We start from the raw sequence: 19,553 nt of genomic DNA, 5'->3' as shown, positions 1-19,553 counted from the left end.
CCGCGGACGGCCCCGGCGCGGGCGGCCCTGCCGACCGCTACGCGCCCGCGGGGCCAATACGGTGGGGTCCATGCCGAGCCGATCCTCCGTCGCCCCGACCCGCTCCCCCCTGCGCGCCGCCGCCGTCGCGGCCGCCGCCGCGCTGCTCGCCTCCGGGTGCGGACCGGGCGGCGGGGCCGAGGGGGCCGCCCCGCCCGGGGCCGATCCCGTGGAGCAGGAGGTCTCCTTCACCAGCGGCCCGGACACCCTGCACGGCACCCTCGCCCTGCCCCCGGACGCCGACGGGCCCGTGCCCGGCGTCCTCATCGTCTCCGGCAGCGGCCCCACCGACCGGGACGGCAACGCACCGGCCCGCCCGGACGCCGACACCAACCTGAACTTCGCCCGGGTGCTGGCCGAGGCCGGGGCGGCCTCCCTGCGCTACGACAAGCTCGGCAGCGGCGAGACCGGCGCGGGCTCCCGGGACGAGGACGCGGTCGTGGGCTTCGACGACTTCGAGGCGCAGGTGGCGGCCGCCTACGCCGAACTCGCCGCCCGGCCGGAGGTGGACCCGTCCCGGCTCCTGGTGCTGGGGCACAGCGAGGGCGCGCTGTTCGCGCTGCGCTCCCCCGAGGCCCTGGACGGCCCGGAGCCCGCCGGCCTGGTCCTCGCGGCCCCGCCGGGCACCCGCTACCTGGACCTGATCGACCGGCAGCTGACGGGACAGCTGCGCCGCGCCGAGGCCCAGGGCGGCATGGAGCAGAGCGACGCCGAGGAGCTGCTCTCCGACGCCCGGGTGTCCACCGCCCGGCTGCGGGCCGGGGAGGACCCGCCCGAGGACCTGGACCCTGCGCTGGCGGGACTGTTCGGCGAGCAGAACGCCGAGTTCCTCCGGGAGATCGACGCCCTGGACCCGAAGGAGCTGGCCTCGGACCTTCCAGAGGGCATGCCCGCGCTCGTCCTGTGGGGAACAGAGGACTCCCAGGTCGACGGCGCCGAGGTGGACCGACTGGTGCAGGGCCTGGAGGAAGGCGGGCGCCCGGGTGTGGAACGCGTCGACATCGAGGGCGCGGACCACGTGTTCCGCGAGTACGACGACAGCCCCGGGGCTGTGGTCCCCGACGCCGACCGCCCCTTCGCCGACGAGGTCTCCCCGGCCGTGGAGGACTTCCTCGACCGGACGCTCTGACCCCTGCTCACGGGGCCGCCTCAAAGCACGGTGGTGTGCGCGGGCTCCCCTCGGCCGGTCGTGTCCGCCGGCGTGGTGGCCCCCTCCGGGCCCGGCCGCCCGCACCGACACCCCGTTGATCTCGGGAGAGTCGGGGTAATGCTCGCCGGTATTCCCCCGACTCCCCCGAGATCAACGACAAGGAAGGGGGTGCGCACCCGGGGCGGGGGCGCCGACCACGCCGCAGCGGTCGCGCCGCTCACAAGGACCCGGCCGAAAGCTCCACCACCCCAGCGGACACGACCCGGCGGCCGACCGCCGACGGTCGGCTCCTCCTGCGGCCATCGAACAGGCACAGGCACATCGGTCGGAGTGGCGGTACTTCCCCGCACGGACCGGCCGGTACGGGTGTCGAACCCACGCTCAGGCGTGCTCGGCCGCAGGCCACCGGCGTCTCCGAGTCCCAGGTCTCGCGGATCTGCGCCGAGCTGGACACCGAGGTCGAGGCCTTCGCACAACGCCCCCTGGGGCGCCGGTCGGAGCTCCGAAGGCGGCTCGGGCCCGCCCCATGTCCGGAATGACGGCGCTGGACCGGTCGGACGGAAACCACGGCACTCCGGCGGACGTGGGACCCCCTTCGCGGTTCCCGGATATCCCGGCTCGGAAAGTGCCCCCGCCTCGTACCCGGCTATTCCAGTTCGGCGTCGAGTTCGGACTGGAGGTCCTTGGCCAGGCGCTTCGCGCCGTCGACCATGTCCGCCTCGGAGACCGGCTCGGTCCCCTCGAAGTCGGCGGACGACGTGTAGCACGTCTCCGCGTACAGGTTCATTTTGCGCACCCCGACGCAGCCCCACCCCAGGGGGCCGTTCTCCTGCTCGAACCAGGAGTAGGCCTCGTCGCCCAGGCCCGACAGGGCTGTGCGGTCGCGCCGCTCCGAAGCCCCCTCCAGCAGCCCGGCGGCCGCCTCCTCGGCGGACGACTGCGCGTCGGCCTCGGTGCGCACCAGGACCACGCGCGCGGCCGACGGAGTGTGCGGCGAGTCCTCGGTGGTCGCCCACCGGCACTGCACGCCCTGGCGCTGCGGCTCGGGCAGGCCGCCGATGCCCTCATCGATCTCGGCCTCGTGCTCGGGCACCAGCCCGTCGAGGGTCTCCCCCTCGGCGGCGGCGCACTCGGGCAGCTCCTCGAAGCCCGGGTCCCCACCGGTCAGGGCGAACACGGCCCACACCCCGCCGACCAGCAGGGCCAGCGCGGTGGCGGCGAGCGCCGTCACGGCCGCGATCGCGCACCCGCGGCTGGAGCGCGGCTCGCCGGCCACAGCGGGCGGAACGCTCGGCGGGGGTGCAGGGGGCGTGTGCGGACCCCCCGGAGGGGGGCTCCCCGGCGGCGGACCGGTCGGAGGGCCGGACGGGACGGGCCCCGCCGGAGGTGGTCCGGGCGGAGTCGGCCCGGGCTGCGGGTGACCCGGGTACGGCCTCCCCTGCTGGCCCGGGTGCGGGACCTGGGAGCCGGGAGCCGCCTGGGACGCTCCGGCCTGCGGAGCGGGCCCGTGGTGAGGTCTCGGGTGCCCGCCGGGGGCTCCGCCCGGTGCGCCCCCCTGCCCTCCATGGAACGGGCCGCCCGGGGCCTCTTCGGGGACAGGGGCGGCGTCGGCCGGAGCCGCCTGCGGTCCCGATGAGGCCCTGTACTGCTCCTCCCGGGAACCGGCCCCCCGAACCGGAGCATCCTCCCGGGCTTCGTCCCTGCCCGACGGAGCACCATCCTGCGGCTCCGACCGAACCGCGGCCGACTCCTCCTGGGAACCGGCTCGCGGGGCCGCCGCGTCCTCTGCGGGCTCTGCGCCCTCCCGGGGACCGACCGTGGGTTCCGGAGCACCGTCCTGGCCAGGGGCCCCCTCAGGGGCCTGGTCCGGCTCCTGTGATCGGTCCATGAACGACTCCCCTAGTCCCGGTCTCGGTCGGCGCCCCGCGGGCTCTCCTGGCATCGGGGACTCCGATGCACGCGGGGCCGGGAACGGTTCCCTCCCCGGCCCTGCTCACAACGGTCCCACCGCGGCCCCGCGCGGGCCTCACAGCGACGCGGCGATCGCCTCCGCGGCCTCGGCGGCCCCCTCGCGGGCCCGCCCCTCGTCCATGGCGCCGCCGCCGGGGTCCCCTGCGCCGGTGTAGACGACCCGCACCACCAGGTTCGCGTCGCGGAACACCGCCTCGCCCGCGGACCCGGCCGGACTCGCCCTGCCCAGCAGCGCGCCCTCGCCCAGTGCGGCCGGTGCGACCACCTCACCCCGCTGGAAGGGCTCCAGCGCCGCCACCGCGCCGGCGGCGGCCGCCGCCCCGGTGGTGTCCCCGGAGGCGTCGGTGAAGTGGGCCCGGAACTCGACCTGGAGCGTCCGGGGCGCAGCGTCGGTGCCCACCGAGGTCCAGGCGCAGCGCACCGCGTCGGAGTCGGGCATCAGCCCGCCGCCGGAGGTGTCCAGCGAGGCCTCGTCGACCAGGTCGGCCACCGCCTCCTCGGGCACCGAGGCGCACTCGGGCGCCGCGCTGAACCGGTCCTCCGGCCCCGCCTGGGCCGAGGGCCCCGACCTCTCGGCCAGCTGCGCCGCGCCCACCGCCACGCCGGTGATGACCAGCACGGCGCCTCCGGCCGCCGCCCACCTCCCGGCGGGCGGCGCCGACCTCCACAGCTCCTCCGGGCCGCGCACGGGTCAGCCCACGACGATGTTGACCAGCTTGGGCGCGCGCACCACGACCCGGCGCACCGTCTTGCCCTCCAGGAACGCCCGGGCCTTCTCCGAGGCCAGTGCGCGCCGCTCCAGCTCGCCTTCGTCGATGTCCGGCGGGACCTGCAGCTTGTCCCGAACCTTGCTGTTGACCTGCACTACCGCGGTGACCTCCTCGCGCACCAGCAGCGCCGGGTCGGCGTCGCGCCAGTTGCCCACGGCCACCGAGCCCTTGTGGCCCAGCCGCTCCCAGCCCTCCTCGGCCGCGTACGGCGCGACCAGGGACAGCGTGACGGCGATGGCCTCGGCGGCCTCGCGCACCGCCGGGTCGGCGGCGCCGGGACCGTTCTCGATGGCCTTGCGGGCCGCGGTGACCATCTCCATCATGCGGGCGATGGCCACGTTGAACCGGTGGTCCTCGACAGCGGCGGTGATCTCGGCCAGGGCCCGGTGCGTGGCCTTGCGCAGCTCCGGGTCGCCGGCGGAGGGGTCGGTGCCCGGCGCGGAGGCCTCGCCGGCCTGGACCATCACCCGGAAGGCCCGGCCCAGGAACTTCAGCGACGCCCCGGGGGACACGTCCGCCCAGTCGATGTCGTCCTCGGGCGGGCCGGCGAAGAGCATGGTCAGCCGGACCGCGTCCACGCCGTAGGTGTCGATCTCGGCGCCCAGGTCCACCCCGTTGCCCAGCGACTTGGACATCGCCTTGCCGCGGTTGATGACCTGCCCCTGGTTGAGCAGGCGGGCGAACGGCTCGGTGAAGTCCACCATGCCCATGTCGTGCAGGGCCTTGATGAAGAACCGGGCGTACATCAGGTGCAGGGTGGCGTGCTCCTTGCCCCCGATGTACTGGTCGACCTGGCCCCACCGCTTGACGGCGTCCTCGGAGAAGGGGGCGGTGTCCAGGTTCGGCGACAGGTAGCGCAGGAAGTACCAGGACGAGTCGACGAAGGTGTCCATGGTGTCGGTGTCGCGCTGGGCGGGGCCGCCGCAGCGCGGGCAGTCGACGTTGACCCAGGACTCGGCGGCCGCCAGCGGGGAGATGCCCTTGGGCGCCAGGTCGGAGCCGCGCATGTCGTCGGGCAGCGTCACCGGCAGCTGCTCCTCGGGGACGGGCACCTCGCCGCAGTCGGGGCAGTGGACGATCGGGATCGGCGTTCCCCAGAAGCGCTGGCGGGACAGCAGCCAGTCGCGCAGCCGGTAGTTGACGGTCCCGGTGCCGGTGCCGCGCTCCTCCAGGATCTCGATGATCCGGGGGATGGCGTCGCTCTTGGCCAGGCCGTCCAGCGGCCCGGAGTTCATCAGGGTGCCCTCTCCGGCGGTGGCCAGCCCGCTCTGGGACGGGTCCTCCTCGCCGGTGTCGACCACCGGGCGCACCGGCAGGCCGAACTTCAGCGCGAAGTCCAGGTCGCGCTGGTCGTGCGCGGGCACGGCCATGATGGCGCCGTGGCCGTAGTCGGCCAGGACGTAGTCGGCGGCCCAGACCGGGATCCGCTCGCCGTTGACCGGGTTGACCGCGTAGCGGCCCAGGAACACGCCGGTCTTCTCGCGCTCGGTGGACTGCCGCTCGATGTCGCTGAGCTTGGCGACCTCGGCCCGGTAGGCCTCGAAGGCCGCGCGCTGGTCCTCGGTGCACAGCTCCTCGGCCAGCGGCGCGTCGGCGGCCACCACGAAGAAGGTCGCCCCGTAGAGGGTGTCGGGCCGGGTGGTGAAGACCGTGACCGGCTCCTCGCGCCCCTCGATGGCGAACCGGACGTCGGCGCCCTCCGAGCGCCCGATCCAGTTGCGCTGCATCGTCAGGATCTCGTCGGGCCACTTGCCCTGGAGCTGGTCCATGTCGTCCAGCAGGCGCTGGGCGTAGTCGGTGATGCGGAAGTACCACTGGTTGAGGCTGCGGCGCACCACCTCGGACCCGCACCGCTCGCAGCGGCCCTGCACGACCTGCTCGTTGGCCAGCACCGTCTGGTCCTTGGGGCACCAGTTGACCAGCCCGTCCCTGCGGTAGGCCAGCCCGCGCTCGAAGAACTTGAGGAAGAACCACTGGTTCCACCGGTAGTACTCCGGGTCGCTGGTGTGCAGGCGCCGGCTCCAGTCCACCGAGATCCCGTAGCGCCGGAACGACTCGGCCTGGGTCTCGATGTTGGCGTAGGTCCACTCGGCGGGGTGGGTGCCGTTGCGGATGGCCGCGTTCTCGGCCGGCAGGCCGAAGGAGTCCCAGCCGATCGGGTGCAGGACGTTGTCCCCGCGCTGGAAGTGGTAGCGCGCGATGACGTCGCCGATGGCGTAGACCTCGGCGTGGCCCATGTGGAGGTCGCCGGAGGGGTAGGCGAACATGTCCACCACATAGCGGCGCGGACGGGTATCGCCCGGGTCCTCGGAGGCGGTGAAGGGGTTGTCCTCCGCCCAGCGGGCCTGCCACTTGTCCTGCAGGGCGCGAGCGTCGTAGACGTCGCCCGCCACCCGGTCTCCCTCAACCGCTGTCATCGCTGAATAGTCCCTCTACCGGTTCGCTCCGCCTGGCCGCCGGGTGCGGCCGCCTCGGCCGCACCGGGCGCGCCCGGTGCGGTGGGTCCGCACGGTCCGCGCCGTCTCCAGCCGGATCTTCCTCGGTTCCAAGGTTAGCGCGATCGGGGAAGGGGCCCCGCCATGACGGGCGGGCGCCGCGGGGTCCACCGCGCCCCCGGTGGACCCCGCCTCCGCACGCCTGATCCGAGGGTTTGCGGATGCGGGGCCGAGCCTAGGCGCCGGTGCCGACATTCGGGGCGGGAACGGCGCGCCCGGGCACCGGGTGACCGCGCTGTCACCAACCGGAAACCCCTTCGTTGAGGGGGATCGGCCCCGGGGCCCTGAGGGCCGGTGGGACAATGCTCAGCGGGCGGCGACCCGTGGCCGCCCCCGGCGCGCCCGCTCCGGGCCGCCCGTGAGCGGTCCGGTCGACGGCACCGTCCGCCGTCCCCGCGCGCCCGCCGCCGCCGAACAATTGGAGAGCGCCCCGATGACCCCCACCCCCGTCCGCCGCGCCGTCCGCGCCCTGCCCTCCGCCCTGCTGGCGGCCGCAGTGGCCCTGGGCGCCGCCTCCTGCGCCGGCGACGCGGAGACCGACACCGCCTCCGTCGAAGGCCCCGCCCCGGACCTGGGCCAGAACCAGGAGCGGGTGCGGCTGACCGAGGGCACGTCGGTGAACATGGAGTCCGCCTCCGGGACGATGGCGGCGGTGCAGATGACCGGGCACCGCGCCGGCGACGACCCCCAGGTCACCATCTCCGTGGTCCCCGAGGGCGGGGAGGCCGTCGAGCACGATCTACCCCTCGGCGGCGAGCTGGACGTGGCCGGGGACCGCTGGCGGGTCTCGGAGATCGGGCTGAGCGACACGCCCTCCCAGCCGAGCAGCACCACCCTCACCCGGGCCGACGGGGAGCAGGGCTAGCGGGCCGCGAGTGGGCCCCCGGTGCAGGCACCGCAAGTTACCCTGCGGTAAAAAGTGACCGGGAACACCCTCTCGCACCCTTGGGAGACGCGATGCTCAACCTGTCCGTGCTGCTGGAGGACGGCGCCCGGAACGCGCCCGAGCGCGAATGCCTCGTCTTCGGCGACCTGCGCCTGAACTACGCGCTCGTCGACATGATCGCCAACCAGGTCGCCAACCTGCTGGTCGCGCGGGGCGTCGCGCCCGGGGACAAGGTCGCCCTGGCCTCGCCCAACACGCCCTACTTCCCGTTCGTCTACTTCGGCGCGCTCAAGGCCGGGGCCGTCGTGGTCCCGCTCAACGTGCTGCTCACGCCCCGGGAGATCGCCTACCACCTGGAGGACTCGGGGGCCAAGGCGCTGTTCGCCTTCACCGGCACCCCCGAGCTGCCGCTGGGCGAGCGCGCCCGCTCCGCCTTCGAGCAGGTCGACTCCTGCGAGGTCTACATCGACCTGCCGGCCGAGCCCGGTGCCAAGGAGTCGACGCTCCCGGGCGCCGAGACCCTGTGGGCCGCCCTGGAGGGGCAGCCCGGCACCTTCACCTCGGTGCGCACCGAGGCCGACGACACCGCCGTCATCATCTACACCAGCGGCACCACCGGCACGCCCAAGGGCGCCGAGCTGAGCCACAACAACCTGCTCTACAACGCGGTCTGCTCCAGCTCGCTGTTCGGCGAGGCCGAGCACGACGTGTTCCTGGCCGTGCTGCCGCTGTTCCACATCTTCGGCCAGACCACCCAGCTCAACACCGCGCTGTACCGGCACGCCACGATCGTGCTGATGCCGCGCTTCGACGGCGACGAGGCGCTGTCGGCCATGGAGCGGGAGGGCGTCACCACCTTCGGCGGCGTTCCCACCATGTACTGGGGGCTGCTGGGCGCCAAGGGCGACCACGACCTGAAGAAGATCTCCTCCACGCTGCACACGGCGGTCTCCGGCGGCGCGGCCCTGCCCGCCGAGCTCGCCCGCAACGTCAAGGAGCGGCTGGGCGTGGAGATCCTGGAAGGCTACGGGCTGTCGGAGACCTCCCCCGTGGTGTCCTTCAACAACCCCAAGGTCAAGGCCAAGACCGGCTCGATCGGCCGACCCGTCTGGGGCGTGGAGATGAAGCTGGTCGACCCCGAGTTCAACGAGGTCGAGGGCGAGGGGCCCGGGGAGATCGCGGTGCGCGGGCACTGTGTGATGAAGGGCTACCACGGCCGCCCCGACGCCACCGCCCAGGTGCTCCAGGACGGCTGGTTCCGCACCGGCGACATCGCCCGCCGCGACGAGGAGGGCTTCTACTTCATCATCGACCGGTCCAAGGACATGATCATCCGGGGCGGGTACAACGTCTACCCGCGCGAGCTGGAGGAGGTCCTGCTCACCCACCCGGCGGTCAGCCTGGTCGCGGTGGTCGGGGTGCCGCACGAGTCGCACGGCGAGGAGATCAAGGCCTACGTGGTCCGCGAGGAGGGCGCCGAGCTGGACGAGCAGGAACTGGTCGCCTGGGCCAAGGAGCGGCTGGCCGGCTACAAGTACCCGCGCCTGGTGGAGTTCCGCGACACCCTGCCGATGACCGCCACCGGCAAGATCCTCAAGCGCGACCTGCGCTGAGCGGGCGGTGTGCGGGGCGCCCGGCGGCCATCAGGACAGCGGCCGCCAGGGCGCCCCGCACGCCGTGCAGCGGTACTCGATGCGCCGCCCGCACACGGCGCAGTGCGGGCCGGGCCCGTTCCCGTCCGGCCGGTCGGCGTGCCGGTCGGCGAAGTGGCGGGGCTCGGCGCAGCGGTTGCAGCGGATCCGCACCCCGGTGGGGCTCCTGGGCCAGGGCGGCTCCGGCTCGATCGGGTGGTCGTCCTCGGCGGGCCCCTGCGGTGGGGCCCCGTCCCCCGGGGCCCGGTCCTGAGCGGAGCGGTCCCCGGCACCGGCGGTGTCCATCCGGCCCACTGTCGCCCAGGCGCACGGGAGGGTCAAGACGGGGGCGAGCGGTGCACCACCGCGGCCAGGGCCTCGACCCGCCCTGCCGCCTCGTCCAGCCGCGCGCGCGGAACCGCGCCCGACTCCACCGCCTCCAGCACCGCCGCGTGCGCGGCGCGGTAGGCCTCCTCCCCCGTGCCGCCCGCCGTCGCCGGGTTGCCCAGGCACAGCAGGTCGGCCCCGGCGGCCAGCGCCCCGACCGCCCCGCGCGCCACCGCCCGCACGGTGTCCGGCTCGCCGGTGTGCACCGCCAGCCCCTTCATGTCCAGGGCGTCGGTGACGGCGACCCCGTCGAAGCCCAGCTCCCCGCGCANCGCCCCAGCCGGTACCAGCGGCGGGACACGCTCGCCGGGGCGGAGTCGACCGCCGGGACGACGATGTGCCCGCTCATCACCATGTCGACGCCGGCGCGCACGGCCGCGGTGAAGGGCACCAGCTCCCGGGTGCGCAGCAGCTCCTGCCCGGCGGTGATCACTGGGAGCCCCACGTGCGAGTCGGTCCGGGTGTCGCCGTGGCCCGGGAAGTGCTTGGCGGCGGCCGCCCGGCCGGCGTCGTGCAGGCCCTCGGTGAACGCCGCCCCGTGCGCGGCGGCCTCCTCGGGCCGGTCGGAGAAGGCGCGCGGTCCGATCACCGGGTTGTCCGGGTCGCAGGCCACGTCGACCACCGGGGCCAGGGCGGCGTCCACCCCGGCCGCGCGCAGCAGCTCGCCGACGGCGCGCCCGGTCGCCCGGGTGGCGGCGGTGTCCCCGGCGGCCCCCAGCTCGCCGTGCGAGGGGTGCGGCGAGGCCCCGCCCGGGTGGAACCGGCTGACCGCGCCGCCCTCCTCGTCGCAGGCGATGAGCAGCGCCGGGCGGGCGCCGTGCAGCTCCCGGGAGAGGGCGGCGGGGGTGCCGCCGAGGTTCTGGGCGAAGTACAGCACCGATCCCAGCCCGCGGCGGCAGGCCTCCAGCAGCCACGGGGGCGGCGCGGTCCCCAGGAAGCCGGGCATCAGCACCCGGGCGGCCGCCTCCTCCAGCGCACGGCTCATCCCTTCACCGCCCCCTGGACCAGGCCCGCGACCAGGCCCCGCTGCACGAACAGGAAGAAGAGCATCACCGGGATCGTGATCACCGTGGACGCGGCCATCATGGCCCCCCAATCCGTGGTGTTCTGGCCGAAGAACTGGCGCAGTCCGACGGCGACCGTGTAGGAGCCCTCGTCGTCCAGGAACGCGAAGGCGATCAGGAACTCGTTCCAGGCGGTGATGAAGGAGAAGATGCCGGTGGCCACCAGGCCCGGCGCCACCAGCGGCAGCAGCACCGACCAGAACATGCGCGGCCAGGAGGCGCCGTCGATGTAGGCGGCCTCCTCCACCTCGACCGGGACGGCGGCGGTGAAGCCGCGCAGCATCCAGATGGCGAAGGGCAGCGACAGGGCGATGTAGACCACCGCCAGCCCCAGCAGCGAGTTGAGCATGCCCAGCGAGGAGGCCTGCAGGAACAGCGGGATGACCAGCGCCTCCAGCGGCACCATCTGCACCACCAGGACCATCACCAGCACGGTGGTGCGCATCCGGAACCGGAAGCGGGAGACGGCCACCGCCGCCAGCAGCGCCAGCAGCGCGCTGCCGAGCACCGTCACCGCCGCCACCAGCAGGGAGTTGCCCAGGTAGGTGAGGAACCCCGCCTCGGCCAGGGCGTACCGGTAGTTGTCCAGGGTCGGCTCGGAGGGCAGCAGCGCCTCGGTGCCGGTGACGCTGCGCGCGGGCGCCAGCGAGCTGGCCGCCATGAAGTAGGCCGGGAAGAGGGTGAAGGCGAGCAGGGCGGCGACCGCGACCCCCTGGGCCCACCTCCACCGGGTGCGGCGGGTCATCGCAGCTCCTCCTCGCGGAACATCGAGCGCAGGTAGACCAGGGTGACGGCGAGCAGCAGCAGGGTCAGCAGGACCGCGACGGCCGCACCCATGCCGTAGTCGCGCTGCACGATGCCCTGCAGGTAGGACCAGACCCCCAGGTTGAGCACCTGGCGGTTGGCGCCGTCCCCGCCGGGCATCAGGAACACCTGCGCGAAGACCTTGAAGTCCCAGATGGTGGACAGGATGGTCACCACCGCGAACACCGGGCGCAGCACGGGCAGGGTGACGTGGCGGAAGCGCTGCCAGGCCCCGGCGCCGTCGATCACCGCGGCCTCGTGCAGCTCCCGGGGGACGGTGAGCAGCCCGGCGAGCACGGTGACCGCGACGAAGGGGAAGCCGTGGTGGACGATGTTGAGGGTGACGATGCCGTAGAAGAGCACCCGGTCGGCGAACCAGTTCAGTCCCTCCGGGCCGAGCAGGCCGAGGGCTTCGAGCGCCTGGCGCACGATGCCGCGGTCCACGTCGAAGATCCAGATCCACACGTAGGTGCCGGTGACCGCCGGCATCGCCCAGGCGATCATCACGCAGCTGATCACCGCGGTGCGCGCGAGCGGGCGCAGGGTGGCCAGCAGCAGGGCCACCAGGGTGCCGAAGGCGACGGTGGCGGCGACCGCGACCACCGCGAACAGGGCGGTGTTGGGCAGCGCCACCCGCCACAGGTAGCCGTCGGAGAGCAGTTCGGCGTAGTTGTCCAGGCCGATGTAGTCGGTCTCGCCGGAGAGGATGTTGTCCAGGCCGTAGTCCTGGACGGACAGCCACAGCACCCGGCCGAGCGGGAAGAGCAGCAGGCCCGCCAGCACCGCCAGGCCGGGGGCCAGCAGCGCCCAGGGCAGCAGGGCGCGGCGGCGGCGCCGGGTCAGCAGCGGGCGGGGGCGCGGGGCGGCCGCGCCGGACCGCCCCGGTGTCGTCGTCGCGGTCACGTCAGTCCTGGTTCAGGGTGTCCTCGATCTCGGTGTTCGCGGTCTCGGTGGCCTCCTCCACCGTGGCGTCGCCGTTGAGCACCGACTGGACCATGCCGGGCAGCACCTGCGCGCCTTCGACCTCGCCCCACTTCGGGGAGACGGGGGCGGCCCGGCTCGCCTCCAGGATCTGCTCGGCGAACGGCCGGACCAGCGGGTCCTCGGAGTCGGCCAGCGCCTCGATCTGCGCCTGTTTGCCGGGGAAGTAGGTGCTCTCCTCGGTCCACCGCCGAGCGAACTCGTCGCCGGTCAGCAGCTCGATGTAGGACCAGGCCGCCTCGGTGTCGGCGCCCTCGAACACGCCCAGGTGGGACCCGCCGAGGAAGGAGGGGCTGTAGCCGCCGTCCGGCCCGGGGATGGGGAAGGCGCCCAGGTTCTCGCCCAGTTCGGGGTCGGCCTCGCTGATGGCCCGCGGCGTCCAGCTTCCGGAGATGGCCATGGCGACGTTGCCGTCCACGAAGTTGTCCTGGACGTCGGTCTCCTTCCAGGTGGCCGCGCCGGTGCTGGAGACCCCGTCCTCCAGGGCCAGGTCGGTGTAGTAGGTCAGGCCCTCGCGGGACTCCTCGGAGGTCAGCAGGCCCTCCCACCGGTCCCCGGACCGCTCGGCGATGCCGCCGCCGGCGCCCCACACGAAGGGCATCACCGAGTAGGCGGCGTCCCCGGGCACCGGGAAGGCGACCATGTCCTCCTCGGCCTCGGAGATCGCGACGGCGGTCTCGCGCAGCTCGTCCCAGTTCTCGGGGACCTCCAGGCCGTGCTCCTCGAACACGTCGGTGCGGTAGAGGACCGACCGGACGCCCGCGTACCAGGGCATGCCGTACAGGGACCCGTCGTAGGTGCCGGCCTCGACCAGGGCCTCGTTGTAGGCGGAGGTGTCCCCGGCCTGCCCGGTCAGGTCGGCCAGCGCCCCGAGCTCGGCGAACTCGGGGGTGAAGGTGGTGCCCAGCTCGGCGACGTCGGGCAGGGTGCCGCCGGCCATGCCCTTGGTGAACCGGTCGTGGGCGTCGGCCCAGGGCACGAACTGCACCTCGACGGGGGTGCCCGTCTCCTCCTCGTACCGTTCGCCCACGGCGTCGAAGTAGGCGGTGGCGTCGGGGTTGGTGCCCTCCATGATCCACACGAGCAGGCCCTCGGACGCCTCGTCGTCACCTCCCCCGCCGCATCCGGCGGCGGTCAGTGCCAGGGCGGTCAGTACCGCGGCGGTGCGGGGAATCATCGGCTGCATCGGCGCTCTCCCATCCGGTCACGGCCCCCGGGGTGGACTTGGTAGAAAAACTACGCACACTCGGGTGAGCTGTGAAGAAAAGTCACACGGATGTTATGACCGGCGCCACAGCAGCGCCGCGGGCCACGACACTACTGCGCCGGGGGCCGCCGGTGCCTCAGAACGCGCAGGGCAGCTCCTTGATCCCGTTGACGAAACTGGACAGCAGCCGCTCCGGGGGCCCGGCGGCGTGGACCGAGGGCACCCTGCGGTGCAGTTCGCGCCACATCGCGGTGATCTCCCTGCGGGCCAGGTGGGCGCCGAGGCAGAAGTGCGGGCCGGGGCCGCCGAAGCCGACGTGCGGGTTGGGCGAGCGGGTGATGTCGAAGCGGTCGGGGTCGGTGAAGACCTCCGGGTCGCGGTTGGCCGCGGAGTAGATGAGCAGGACCTTGTCCCCCGCCCGGTAGCGGGCCCCGTTCATCTCGTGGTCGCGGGTGACGGTGCGGCGCATCCAGTTGACCGGTGAGGCGTAGCGGACGACCTCCTCCACCGCGGCGGGGGCGTGCGCCTCGAAGTCCGACCACCACAGCGCGCGCTGGTCGGGGTGCTCGGTCAGCAGCGTCAGGGCGTGGCTGATGCCGTTGCGGGTGGTCTCGTTGCCGGCCACCGCCAGCAGGATGAAGAAGGACCCCAGCTCCTGGTCGGTCAGCGACTCGCCGTCGATGTTGGCGTTGGCCAGGGCGGTGGTCAGGTCCTCGGCGGGCTCGCGGCGGCGCAGCTCGGCCAGCTCGCCCAGCAGGCCGCTGAGCTCGGCCCCGGCGTTGAGCAGCCGGGCCATCGCGGTCTCGGCGTCGTCGCCCAGGTAGTCGGGGTCGTTGCCGGCGAGCACCACGTTGGAGTTCTCGAAGACCATGGAGCGGCGGCTCTCCGGGATGCCCATCATGTCGCAGATGATGGCCAGCGGCAGCCGCGCGGCGACCTCGGAGACGAAGTCGCAGGGGCCCTTCTCCAGCAGGTCGTCGACGATCAGCTCGGCCTGGCGCCGCACGTCGTCCTCCAGCCGGGCGAGCATGCGCGGGGTGAACCCGCGCGAGACGATCCGCCGCAGCCGGGCGTGGCGCGGGTCGTCCATGTTGATCATCGACCCGAAGTACTCGGCGAACTCGGCCGGCATGTCGGGGATGGAGATGGCGCTGGGCTCGGAGGCGAAGACCTCCGGGTTGCGGCTGGCCTCGGTCACGTCGGCGTGCCGGACCAGGGCGTAGTACCCCGGGCCCGCGGGGACCGGCCCGGCGTCGGGCTCGGCGAAGAAGACCGGAGGGCGCTCGCGCAGCCGCGCGAAGGCGGCGTTCCGCTCGTGCTGCGGAGCGCTCCAGAACCTCATCGAGGACAGGTCGATGTCGGCCGGCTCGGCCGGGTGCGTCGTGGAGAGCATGCGGGGGCCTTCCGACGGGGGTGGGCTCCCCCACACTCTTTACACGCACCACCCGCGTGTCAAGTGTCCTGGTCGCCGTCCTCCCCTCCGCCGCCCGCGGCGCCGCCCTCGATCCCCGCCGCGATCCGCAGCGTGGAGACCAGTTCGGCGGGTTTGTACACGGCCCGGCCCACCCCCGCGCAGAACGCGGCGAGCATGTGCACCTGCACCATGGGGTCGCCGTTGGACAGGCGCTCGGCGGCCTCCTCCTCGCCGACCGAGTGCGCCTCCCAGGCCGTGACCACGGCGAACTCCAGCTCCGGCGGGAGCAGGTCGGCCACCGTCCGGGCCACCGCCTCCCGGGAGTCGGCGGGACGGTAGGACACCCCGGTCTCCTGCACCCGGCGGGTCAGGAAGGCGGCGAAGACCCGCAGTTCGGAGGTGACCGTCCCGGTGTCCCCCTCCTCCTGGATCCGGGCCGCCGCCTCCGACAGGGCGTCGCGGTCGGAGCGGACATAGGCATCGATCAGGACGACGGCGTTCTCTGCGGCGCGCAGCCGCTCCTCGCTCGCTTCTTCCGGCATGACCCCATGATCCCGCAACGCCCCCGGCCGCGCAGTACGGCCGGGGGCGCGAGGGTGTCGCGTTCCCTCAGAGGAGGGAGCGCCCTCAGGTGAAGGACGGGCGCAGCGGCATGTGCGCGTCGGTGCCGTCCAGCTTCACGCCCAGGATCTGGTGCAGCTGCACGACGTCCTTCTCGAAGCCCAGGACGCAGCCGGCCATGTACAGCCGCCACACCCGCGCGGTGCCCTCGCCGACCTCCCGCACCGCGGCGTCCCAGTTGCGCTCCAGGTTGGCGCACCAGTGGCGCAGGGTCAGCGCGTAGTGCTCGCGCAGGTTCTCCTGGTGGCGGATCTCGAACCCGGCGTCGTTCATCTGTGCCTGGAGCCAGCCCGGGCCCTCCAGCTCGCCGTCGGGGAAGACGTAGCGGTTGATCACGCCGCCGGGCACCATCGCCGGCAGGTCGTTGCGCGGGCGGGTGATGCAGTGGTTGAGCAGCCGACCGCCCGGCTTCAGCTTGGAGTACAGGCCGGCGAAGTAGTCGGGCACGTTCTTCTTGCCGATGTGCTCGGTGAGCCCGATCGAGCTGACCCGGTCGTAGAACTCGTCGGGCACGTCCCGGTAGTCCATGTGCCGGACCTCGGCCAGGTCGGACAGGCCCTCCTGGGCGATGCGCTTGCTCGCCCACTCGGCCTGCTCCTTGGACAGGGTCACGCCCAGGGCCTTGACCCCGTACTCCTTGGCCGCGTGCCGCACCATGCCGCCCCAGCCGCAGCCCACGTCCAGCAGGCGCATGCCCGGCCGCAGGTCGAGCTTCCTGGCGACCAGGTCGTACTTGTCGAACTGGGCCTGCTCCAGGGTCGCGTCCTCACTGGGGAAGACCGCGCAGGTGTAGGTCATCGACGGGCCCAGCACCAGCTCGTAGAAGGCGTTGGACACGTCGTAGTGGTGGTGGATGACCTCGGCGTCCCGGTCCTTGCTGTGCCGGCCGCCCCGGCCGGAGAGGCGGGTGCGGCGCATCTCCTGCGGGGGCGGCGGGACGCGGTTGACGAACTTGACCCACCCGATGCCCGCCGCGATCCGGGCGAGCTCCAGGGGCGACAGGCGCAGGCCGTCGTCGAAGACCAGGTCGCTCATCCGCTTGAGGGCGGTGTACATGTCGCCCTCCAGGTCCAGGTGCCCGGAGACGTAAGCGCGGGTCAGCCCCAGGGCGCCGGGCGCCTGGGCGATGTAGTTCAGTGCCACCGGACTGCGGACCACCAGGGTGGTGTCGCTGTCCGGGTCGCCCGCCGTGCTGCCGTCGTAGGCGCGGAACCCCACGGGCGCGTCGGGCCCGACGACGCGTTCGAAGATCTCCGCAAGCCGCATGTTCGTTCCCTTCGTCGCGGCACGTCGGCCCCTTTACCCCCGGGGCAGGCGTGACCTCGTCCTCGTCCTCGCTGGACGCCTCACCTGTTGCCGACGCACTTGGCGTACAGGTCCAGCAGCCGCCCCTGCGGGTCGTACGTCCGCTTGAGCCGGTCGTAGGCGTCGCCGTTGTAGAGCCTCCAGAACTCCTCTTCGGAGTAGAAGGCGTCGGAGTAGAGGGACTTGTGGCCGTCGAGGCGCGTGACCTCCTCCTCCACCAGCAGGTTGTGGTGGTGGCGGCGCTGCCCGCGCTTCATCGGGACCATGCCCCAGAAGCCGAAGTTCACATAGAGCCGCTCCTGCTTCAGCGGGTAGAGCGGCCAGATGTGGCCACCCTCGCCGGGGGTGCCCTTCTCGCTCAGGCGCAGCGGGCAGATCCAGACCGGCGACATCCCGATCCTGTCGTGGAAGAAGTCGAGGAACTCGGCGCCGCGCTCGACGCCCACCTCGATGTCCTGGATGAGGGGCTCCTGCTGGGGGCGTCCGCGGTAGTGGTTGAGCAGCCGGCTGAAGTCGGTGCGCCGGTCCAGCGCGACCAGTCTGCGGTAGACGTCCGAGCGCTTGAGCGAGCGCGGCCACAGCCGGCGCACGGTCGGGTTCTGCACCCCGAAGGCACGCGAGCACCAGAACCAGTCGGTGTCCCAGCGCCAGATGTAGTCCTCGACCGTCATGTAGTCGCCCGGCCCGGTGCCCGCGTAGCGGGGGATCGACCGGTAGTAGATGTCGTGGCCGGTGTAGTCGCTGGTCCAGGGGGCGCTGTCGGTGAAGGAGGCCAGCGTCAGATAGACCTCGTCGGGCCCGAAGGCCACCCCGTCGAGGAAGTCCACCCGCTCCCCGCCGTGCTCGGAGTCGGCGGCGATCCGGGCCATCGCGTCCATGGCCTCCTTGGCGCTGCCGAAGCGCAGGTGGCGCAGGTGGACGAAGGGTTCCACCGGCTCCAACCGGATGCGCAGGCGCAGGCTGTAGCCCAGGGTGCCGTAGGAGTTGGGGAAGCCGTAGAACAGCTCGGCGTGCTCGTTGTCGCGCCGGGCCACCACGGTCTCGCCGGTGGGGGTGAGGATCTCGATCTCCTCCACCGCCTCGTGCGGCAGGCCGCTGCGGAAGGAGCTGGACTCGATGCCCAGGCCGGTGACGGCGCCGCCCAGGGTGATGGTGCGCAGCTGCGGCACCACGGTGGGCATGAGCCGGTGCGGCAGGGTGGCGGCGACCAGGTCCTCGTAGGTGGTCATGCCGCCCACCTCGGCGGTGCGGGTCACCGGGTCGACCGAGATGACCGAGGTGAAGGCGGAGACGTCCAGCCGGGGGGCGTCGCCGTCGTCGCGGAACCGGAAGAGGTTGGACGTGGGCTTGGCGAGCCGCACGGGCGCGCCCTCGGGCAGGTTCGCGAAATCCCGACGGAGCCGCTGAACGGCGGCGACGTGGTCGGCGAAGTCCCGCTGCGGAGGCTGACGGTGCACGCTCACTCCCCTTCTTCCGGCGCACCCGGTGCGCCGCGGACGACGGACTGGCCCTCGGCAACCCTACGCCTACCAAGCGGTAGTGAGGCGCGGGCGACACTGTTCCCCATGCCACTCTCTCAACCGGGAATGCGCAACGGAATTACGTCCCGAACCGGAGCGTGCACGCCCCGCGACCGTCGTGCCGTCGGCGGGAATCGGACATCCGCCCCCTGGCCGGGGCCGGCCGGTCGGGACCGGCCCGCCGCGTTCCCGCGGCCGTCCGGCATCCTCGCCCACCCCGCCGACATCCGGCCGCGGCGGCCCCCGGCGCGTGTCGCCTCGCCCGCCCCGCCCCCGACAGACCCGGGCCCCGGCGGGCGGTTCCGCCGCGACCCCGCATGTGCCCTGGTGTCCCGCCCTCCATCCGGCGCGCCATATGATCGGATGCCGTGCGCATTGCTCTCGTCGACTCCGGGATCGGAATGCTCTCCACCGCCGCCGTGCTGCGCGCCGCGCGGCCGGACGCGGACCTGATCCTGTCCATGGACCCCGACCACATGCCGTGGGGCCCGCTCAGCCCCGACGACGTGGTCGCCCGGGTCATCGCGGGCGCCGTCGCGGCGGCCGACACGGTGCCCGGCGGGGTGCCGGACGCGGTGGTGGTGCCGTGCAACACCGCCTCGGTGCACAGCCTGGTGCCGCTGCGCTCGCGGTTCGAGCCGGAGGTCCCGGTGATCGGCACGGTGCCGCNGGCCCGATCGCGGTCTGGGCGACGGTGGCCACCACGGCGAGCCGGTACCAGAGCGACCTGATCGAGCGCTACGCCCCCGAAGGCCGGGCGACCCCGGTCGCCTGCGTCGGCCTGGCCGAGGCCGTGGAGTCGGCCGACCCGGACCGGGTGGCCGCGGCCGTGGCCTACGCCGCCGAGCGCACCCCGGCCGGCGTCCGGGGCGTGGTGCTCGGGTGCACCCACTACGACCTGGTGGACGAGGAGATCACGGCGGCGCTGGGAGGGCGCCCGCGGCTGTTCACCGCCGCGCACGCGGTGGCCGCCCAGACGCTCCGGCGGATCGGCGCCGAGCCCGCCCCGGACGCCGAACCCACCGGCACCCTGCGCGTCCTGTCCAGCGGCCGCCCCTCCGACCTGCCGAAGGCGGCCCTGGCCTACCCCGCCGGCGACTATCTGGCGAAGGGCCCATCGGCCGACTAGGCGCTCATGTTCCGGCCCGCCTTCCGGGCGACAGCGCCCCAGGGGTCGGGGTGGTCGGCGGCGACGAGGACAGCCGAGCGCTTCCCCAGCCCTGCTTGTCGGCTGCCTGGCCCCTCGCGGTCCGGGCGAACAGCGGCAACGACGGAACAGCAGGTACCCCACTCCGGCCCGCCTGCCGA

Annotated in this window: 16 protein-coding genes and 2 pseudogenes; 5 read left to right on the top strand and 13 right to left on the bottom strand. The window is 73.4% G+C overall.

Annotated elements, in window-relative coordinates:
- Positions 1-70: 70 nt before the first annotated feature.
- The gene (locus tag D450_RS0114000; RefSeq protein WP_017539293.1) at positions 71-1,168 is read left to right on the top strand and encodes an alpha/beta hydrolase family protein; all 1,098 of its coding nucleotides are present in this window, start codon (positions 71-73) and stop codon (positions 1,166-1,168) included.
- A 425-nt stretch (positions 1,169-1,593) separates the two neighbouring features.
- Positions 1,594-1,677, top strand: a pseudogene (locus D450_RS34150) (transposase); the annotation flags it as partial.
- A gap of 158 nt (positions 1,678-1,835) precedes the next feature.
- Here the strand turns inward: D450_RS34150 and D450_RS0113995 are convergent.
- The 3 genes from D450_RS0113995 to leuS form a co-directional block, all read right to left on the bottom strand.
- Positions 1,836-2,465, bottom strand: a complete 630-nt coding sequence (locus tag D450_RS0113995) for a hypothetical protein (RefSeq protein WP_017539292.1) — start codon at positions 2,463-2,465, stop codon at positions 1,836-1,838.
- Between the two features lie 750 nt (positions 2,466-3,215).
- Positions 3,216-3,848, bottom strand: a complete 633-nt coding sequence (locus D450_RS0113990; protein WP_017539291.1) for a hypothetical protein — start codon at positions 3,846-3,848, stop codon at positions 3,216-3,218.
- Positions 3,849-3,851: 3 nt separating this feature from the next.
- Positions 3,852-6,347 (bottom strand): leucine--tRNA ligase, encoded by a 2,496-nt coding sequence (gene leuS, locus D450_RS0113985; protein ID WP_026128545.1) that lies wholly within the window; start codon positions 6,345-6,347, stop codon positions 3,852-3,854.
- 511 nt (positions 6,348-6,858) lie between these two features.
- Here leuS and D450_RS0113980 point away from each other — a divergent pair.
- Both D450_RS0113980 and D450_RS0113975 read left to right on the top strand, forming a co-directional pair.
- Positions 6,859-7,290: a DUF6406 domain-containing protein gene (locus tag D450_RS0113980; protein WP_017539289.1), complete on the top strand. Its 432-nt coding sequence runs from the start codon at positions 6,859-6,861 to the stop codon at positions 7,288-7,290.
- Positions 7,291-7,382: 92 nt separating this feature from the next.
- Entirely contained in the window at positions 7,383-8,924 is a 1,542-nt protein-coding gene (locus D450_RS0113975) for a long-chain-fatty-acid--CoA ligase (RefSeq protein WP_017539288.1), read from the top strand.
- Between the two features lie 30 nt (positions 8,925-8,954).
- On the opposite strand, the gene D450_RS0113970 is transcribed toward D450_RS0113975, so the two are convergent.
- From D450_RS0113970 to D450_RS0113930, 10 genes are all read right to left on the bottom strand, one after another.
- Positions 8,955-9,248: a hypothetical protein gene (locus D450_RS0113970; RefSeq protein ID WP_017539287.1), complete on the bottom strand. Its 294-nt coding sequence runs from the start codon at positions 9,246-9,248 to the stop codon at positions 8,955-8,957.
- Positions 9,249-9,280: 32 nt separating this feature from the next.
- A complete protein-coding gene (locus tag D450_RS35200; protein ID WP_017539286.1) occupies positions 9,281-9,550 on the bottom strand; it encodes a hypothetical protein in 270 nt (89 codons plus the stop codon).
- Entirely contained in the window at positions 9,547-10,275 is a 729-nt protein-coding gene (locus D450_RS30185) for a glycoside hydrolase family 3 N-terminal domain-containing protein (RefSeq protein WP_449289465.1), read from the bottom strand. The genes D450_RS35200 and D450_RS30185 overlap by 4 nt, the downstream gene beginning before the upstream one ends.
- 35 nt (positions 10,276-10,310) lie before the next feature.
- Positions 10,311-11,138, bottom strand: coding sequence for a carbohydrate ABC transporter permease (locus D450_RS0113960; RefSeq protein ID WP_017539285.1), 828 nt, complete (start codon positions 11,136-11,138; stop codon positions 10,311-10,313).
- The gene (locus D450_RS0113955; RefSeq protein WP_017539284.1) at positions 11,135-12,100 is read right to left on the bottom strand and encodes a carbohydrate ABC transporter permease; all 966 of its coding nucleotides are present in this window, start codon (positions 12,098-12,100) and stop codon (positions 11,135-11,137) included. The genes D450_RS0113960 and D450_RS0113955 overlap by 4 nt, the downstream gene beginning before the upstream one ends.
- A 1-nt stretch (position 12,101) precedes the next feature.
- A complete protein-coding gene (locus D450_RS0113950) occupies positions 12,102-13,364 on the bottom strand; it encodes a sugar ABC transporter substrate-binding protein (protein ID WP_017539283.1) in 1,263 nt (420 codons plus the stop codon).
- Positions 13,365-13,521: 157 nt separating this feature from the next.
- Positions 13,522-14,778 (bottom strand): cytochrome P450, encoded by a 1,257-nt coding sequence (locus D450_RS0113945; RefSeq protein WP_017539282.1) that lies wholly within the window; start codon positions 14,776-14,778, stop codon positions 13,522-13,524.
- Positions 14,779-14,837: 59 nt separating this feature from the next.
- Positions 14,838-15,341 carry a hypothetical protein gene (locus D450_RS0113940; RefSeq protein ID WP_017539281.1) on the bottom strand — a complete coding sequence of 168 codons (504 nt, stop codon included), beginning with the start codon at positions 15,339-15,341 and terminating at the stop codon, positions 14,838-14,840.
- 85 nt (positions 15,342-15,426) lie between these two features.
- The gene (locus D450_RS0113935; protein WP_017539280.1) at positions 15,427-16,686 is read right to left on the bottom strand and encodes an SAM-dependent methyltransferase; all 1,260 of its coding nucleotides are present in this window, start codon (positions 16,684-16,686) and stop codon (positions 15,427-15,429) included.
- 80 nt (positions 16,687-16,766) lie between these two features.
- A complete protein-coding gene (locus D450_RS0113930) occupies positions 16,767-18,188 on the bottom strand; it encodes an FAD-binding oxidoreductase (RefSeq protein ID WP_017539279.1) in 1,422 nt (473 codons plus the stop codon).
- A gap of 458 nt (positions 18,189-18,646) precedes the next feature.
- Here D450_RS0113930 and D450_RS30180 point away from each other — a divergent pair.
- Positions 18,647-19,374 (top strand): annotated as a pseudogene (locus D450_RS30180) (glutamate racemase).
- Positions 19,375-19,553 lie beyond the last annotated feature (179 nt).

It is taken from the genome of Nocardiopsis halophila DSM 44494 (assembly GCF_000341245.1).
Classification (GTDB): Bacteria; Actinomycetota; Actinomycetes; order Streptosporangiales; family Streptosporangiaceae; genus Nocardiopsis_A; species Nocardiopsis_A halophila.
Note: the sequence above shows the minus strand (reverse complement) of the source record. Positions and strands in the feature narration are given on the sequence as shown.

What these genes read in the sequence shown, in the direction of transcription:
- D450_RS0114000 (WP_017539293.1), top strand. Translation starts at nt 71, where the DNA reads ATGCCGAGCCGATCCTCCGTCGCCCCGACCCGCTCCCCCCTGCGCGCC.
- leuS (WP_026128545.1), bottom strand. Translation starts at nt 6,347, where the DNA reads ATGACAGCGGTTGAGGGAGACCGGGTGGCGGGCGACGTCTACGACGCT.
- D450_RS0113980 (WP_017539289.1), top strand. Translation starts at nt 6,859, where the DNA reads ATGACCCCCACCCCCGTCCGCCGCGCCGTCCGCGCCCTGCCCTCCGCC.
- D450_RS0113975 (WP_017539288.1), top strand. Translation starts at nt 7,383, where the DNA reads ATGCTCAACCTGTCCGTGCTGCTGGAGGACGGCGCCCGGAACGCGCCC.
- D450_RS0113970 (WP_017539287.1), bottom strand. Translation starts at nt 9,248, where the DNA reads ATGGACACCGCCGGTGCCGGGGACCGCTCCGCTCAGGACCGGGCCCCG.
- D450_RS35200 (WP_017539286.1), bottom strand. Translation starts at nt 9,550, where the DNA reads ATGAAGGGGCTGGCGGTGCACACCGGCGAGCCGGACACCGTGCGGGCG.
- D450_RS0113960 (WP_017539285.1), bottom strand. Translation starts at nt 11,138, where the DNA reads ATGACCCGCCGCACCCGGTGGAGGTGGGCCCAGGGGGTCGCGGTCGCC.
- D450_RS0113950 (WP_017539283.1), bottom strand. Translation starts at nt 13,364, where the DNA reads ATGCAGCCGATGATTCCCCGCACCGCCGCGGTACTGACCGCCCTGGCA.
- D450_RS0113945 (WP_017539282.1), bottom strand. Translation starts at nt 14,778, where the DNA reads ATGCTCTCCACGACGCACCCGGCCGAGCCGGCCGACATCGACCTGTCC.
- D450_RS0113940 (WP_017539281.1), bottom strand. Translation starts at nt 15,341, where the DNA reads ATGCCGGAAGAAGCGAGCGAGGAGCGGCTGCGCGCCGCAGAGAACGCC.
- D450_RS0113935 (WP_017539280.1), bottom strand. Translation starts at nt 16,686, where the DNA reads ATGCGGCTTGCGGAGATCTTCGAACGCGTCGTCGGGCCCGACGCGCCC.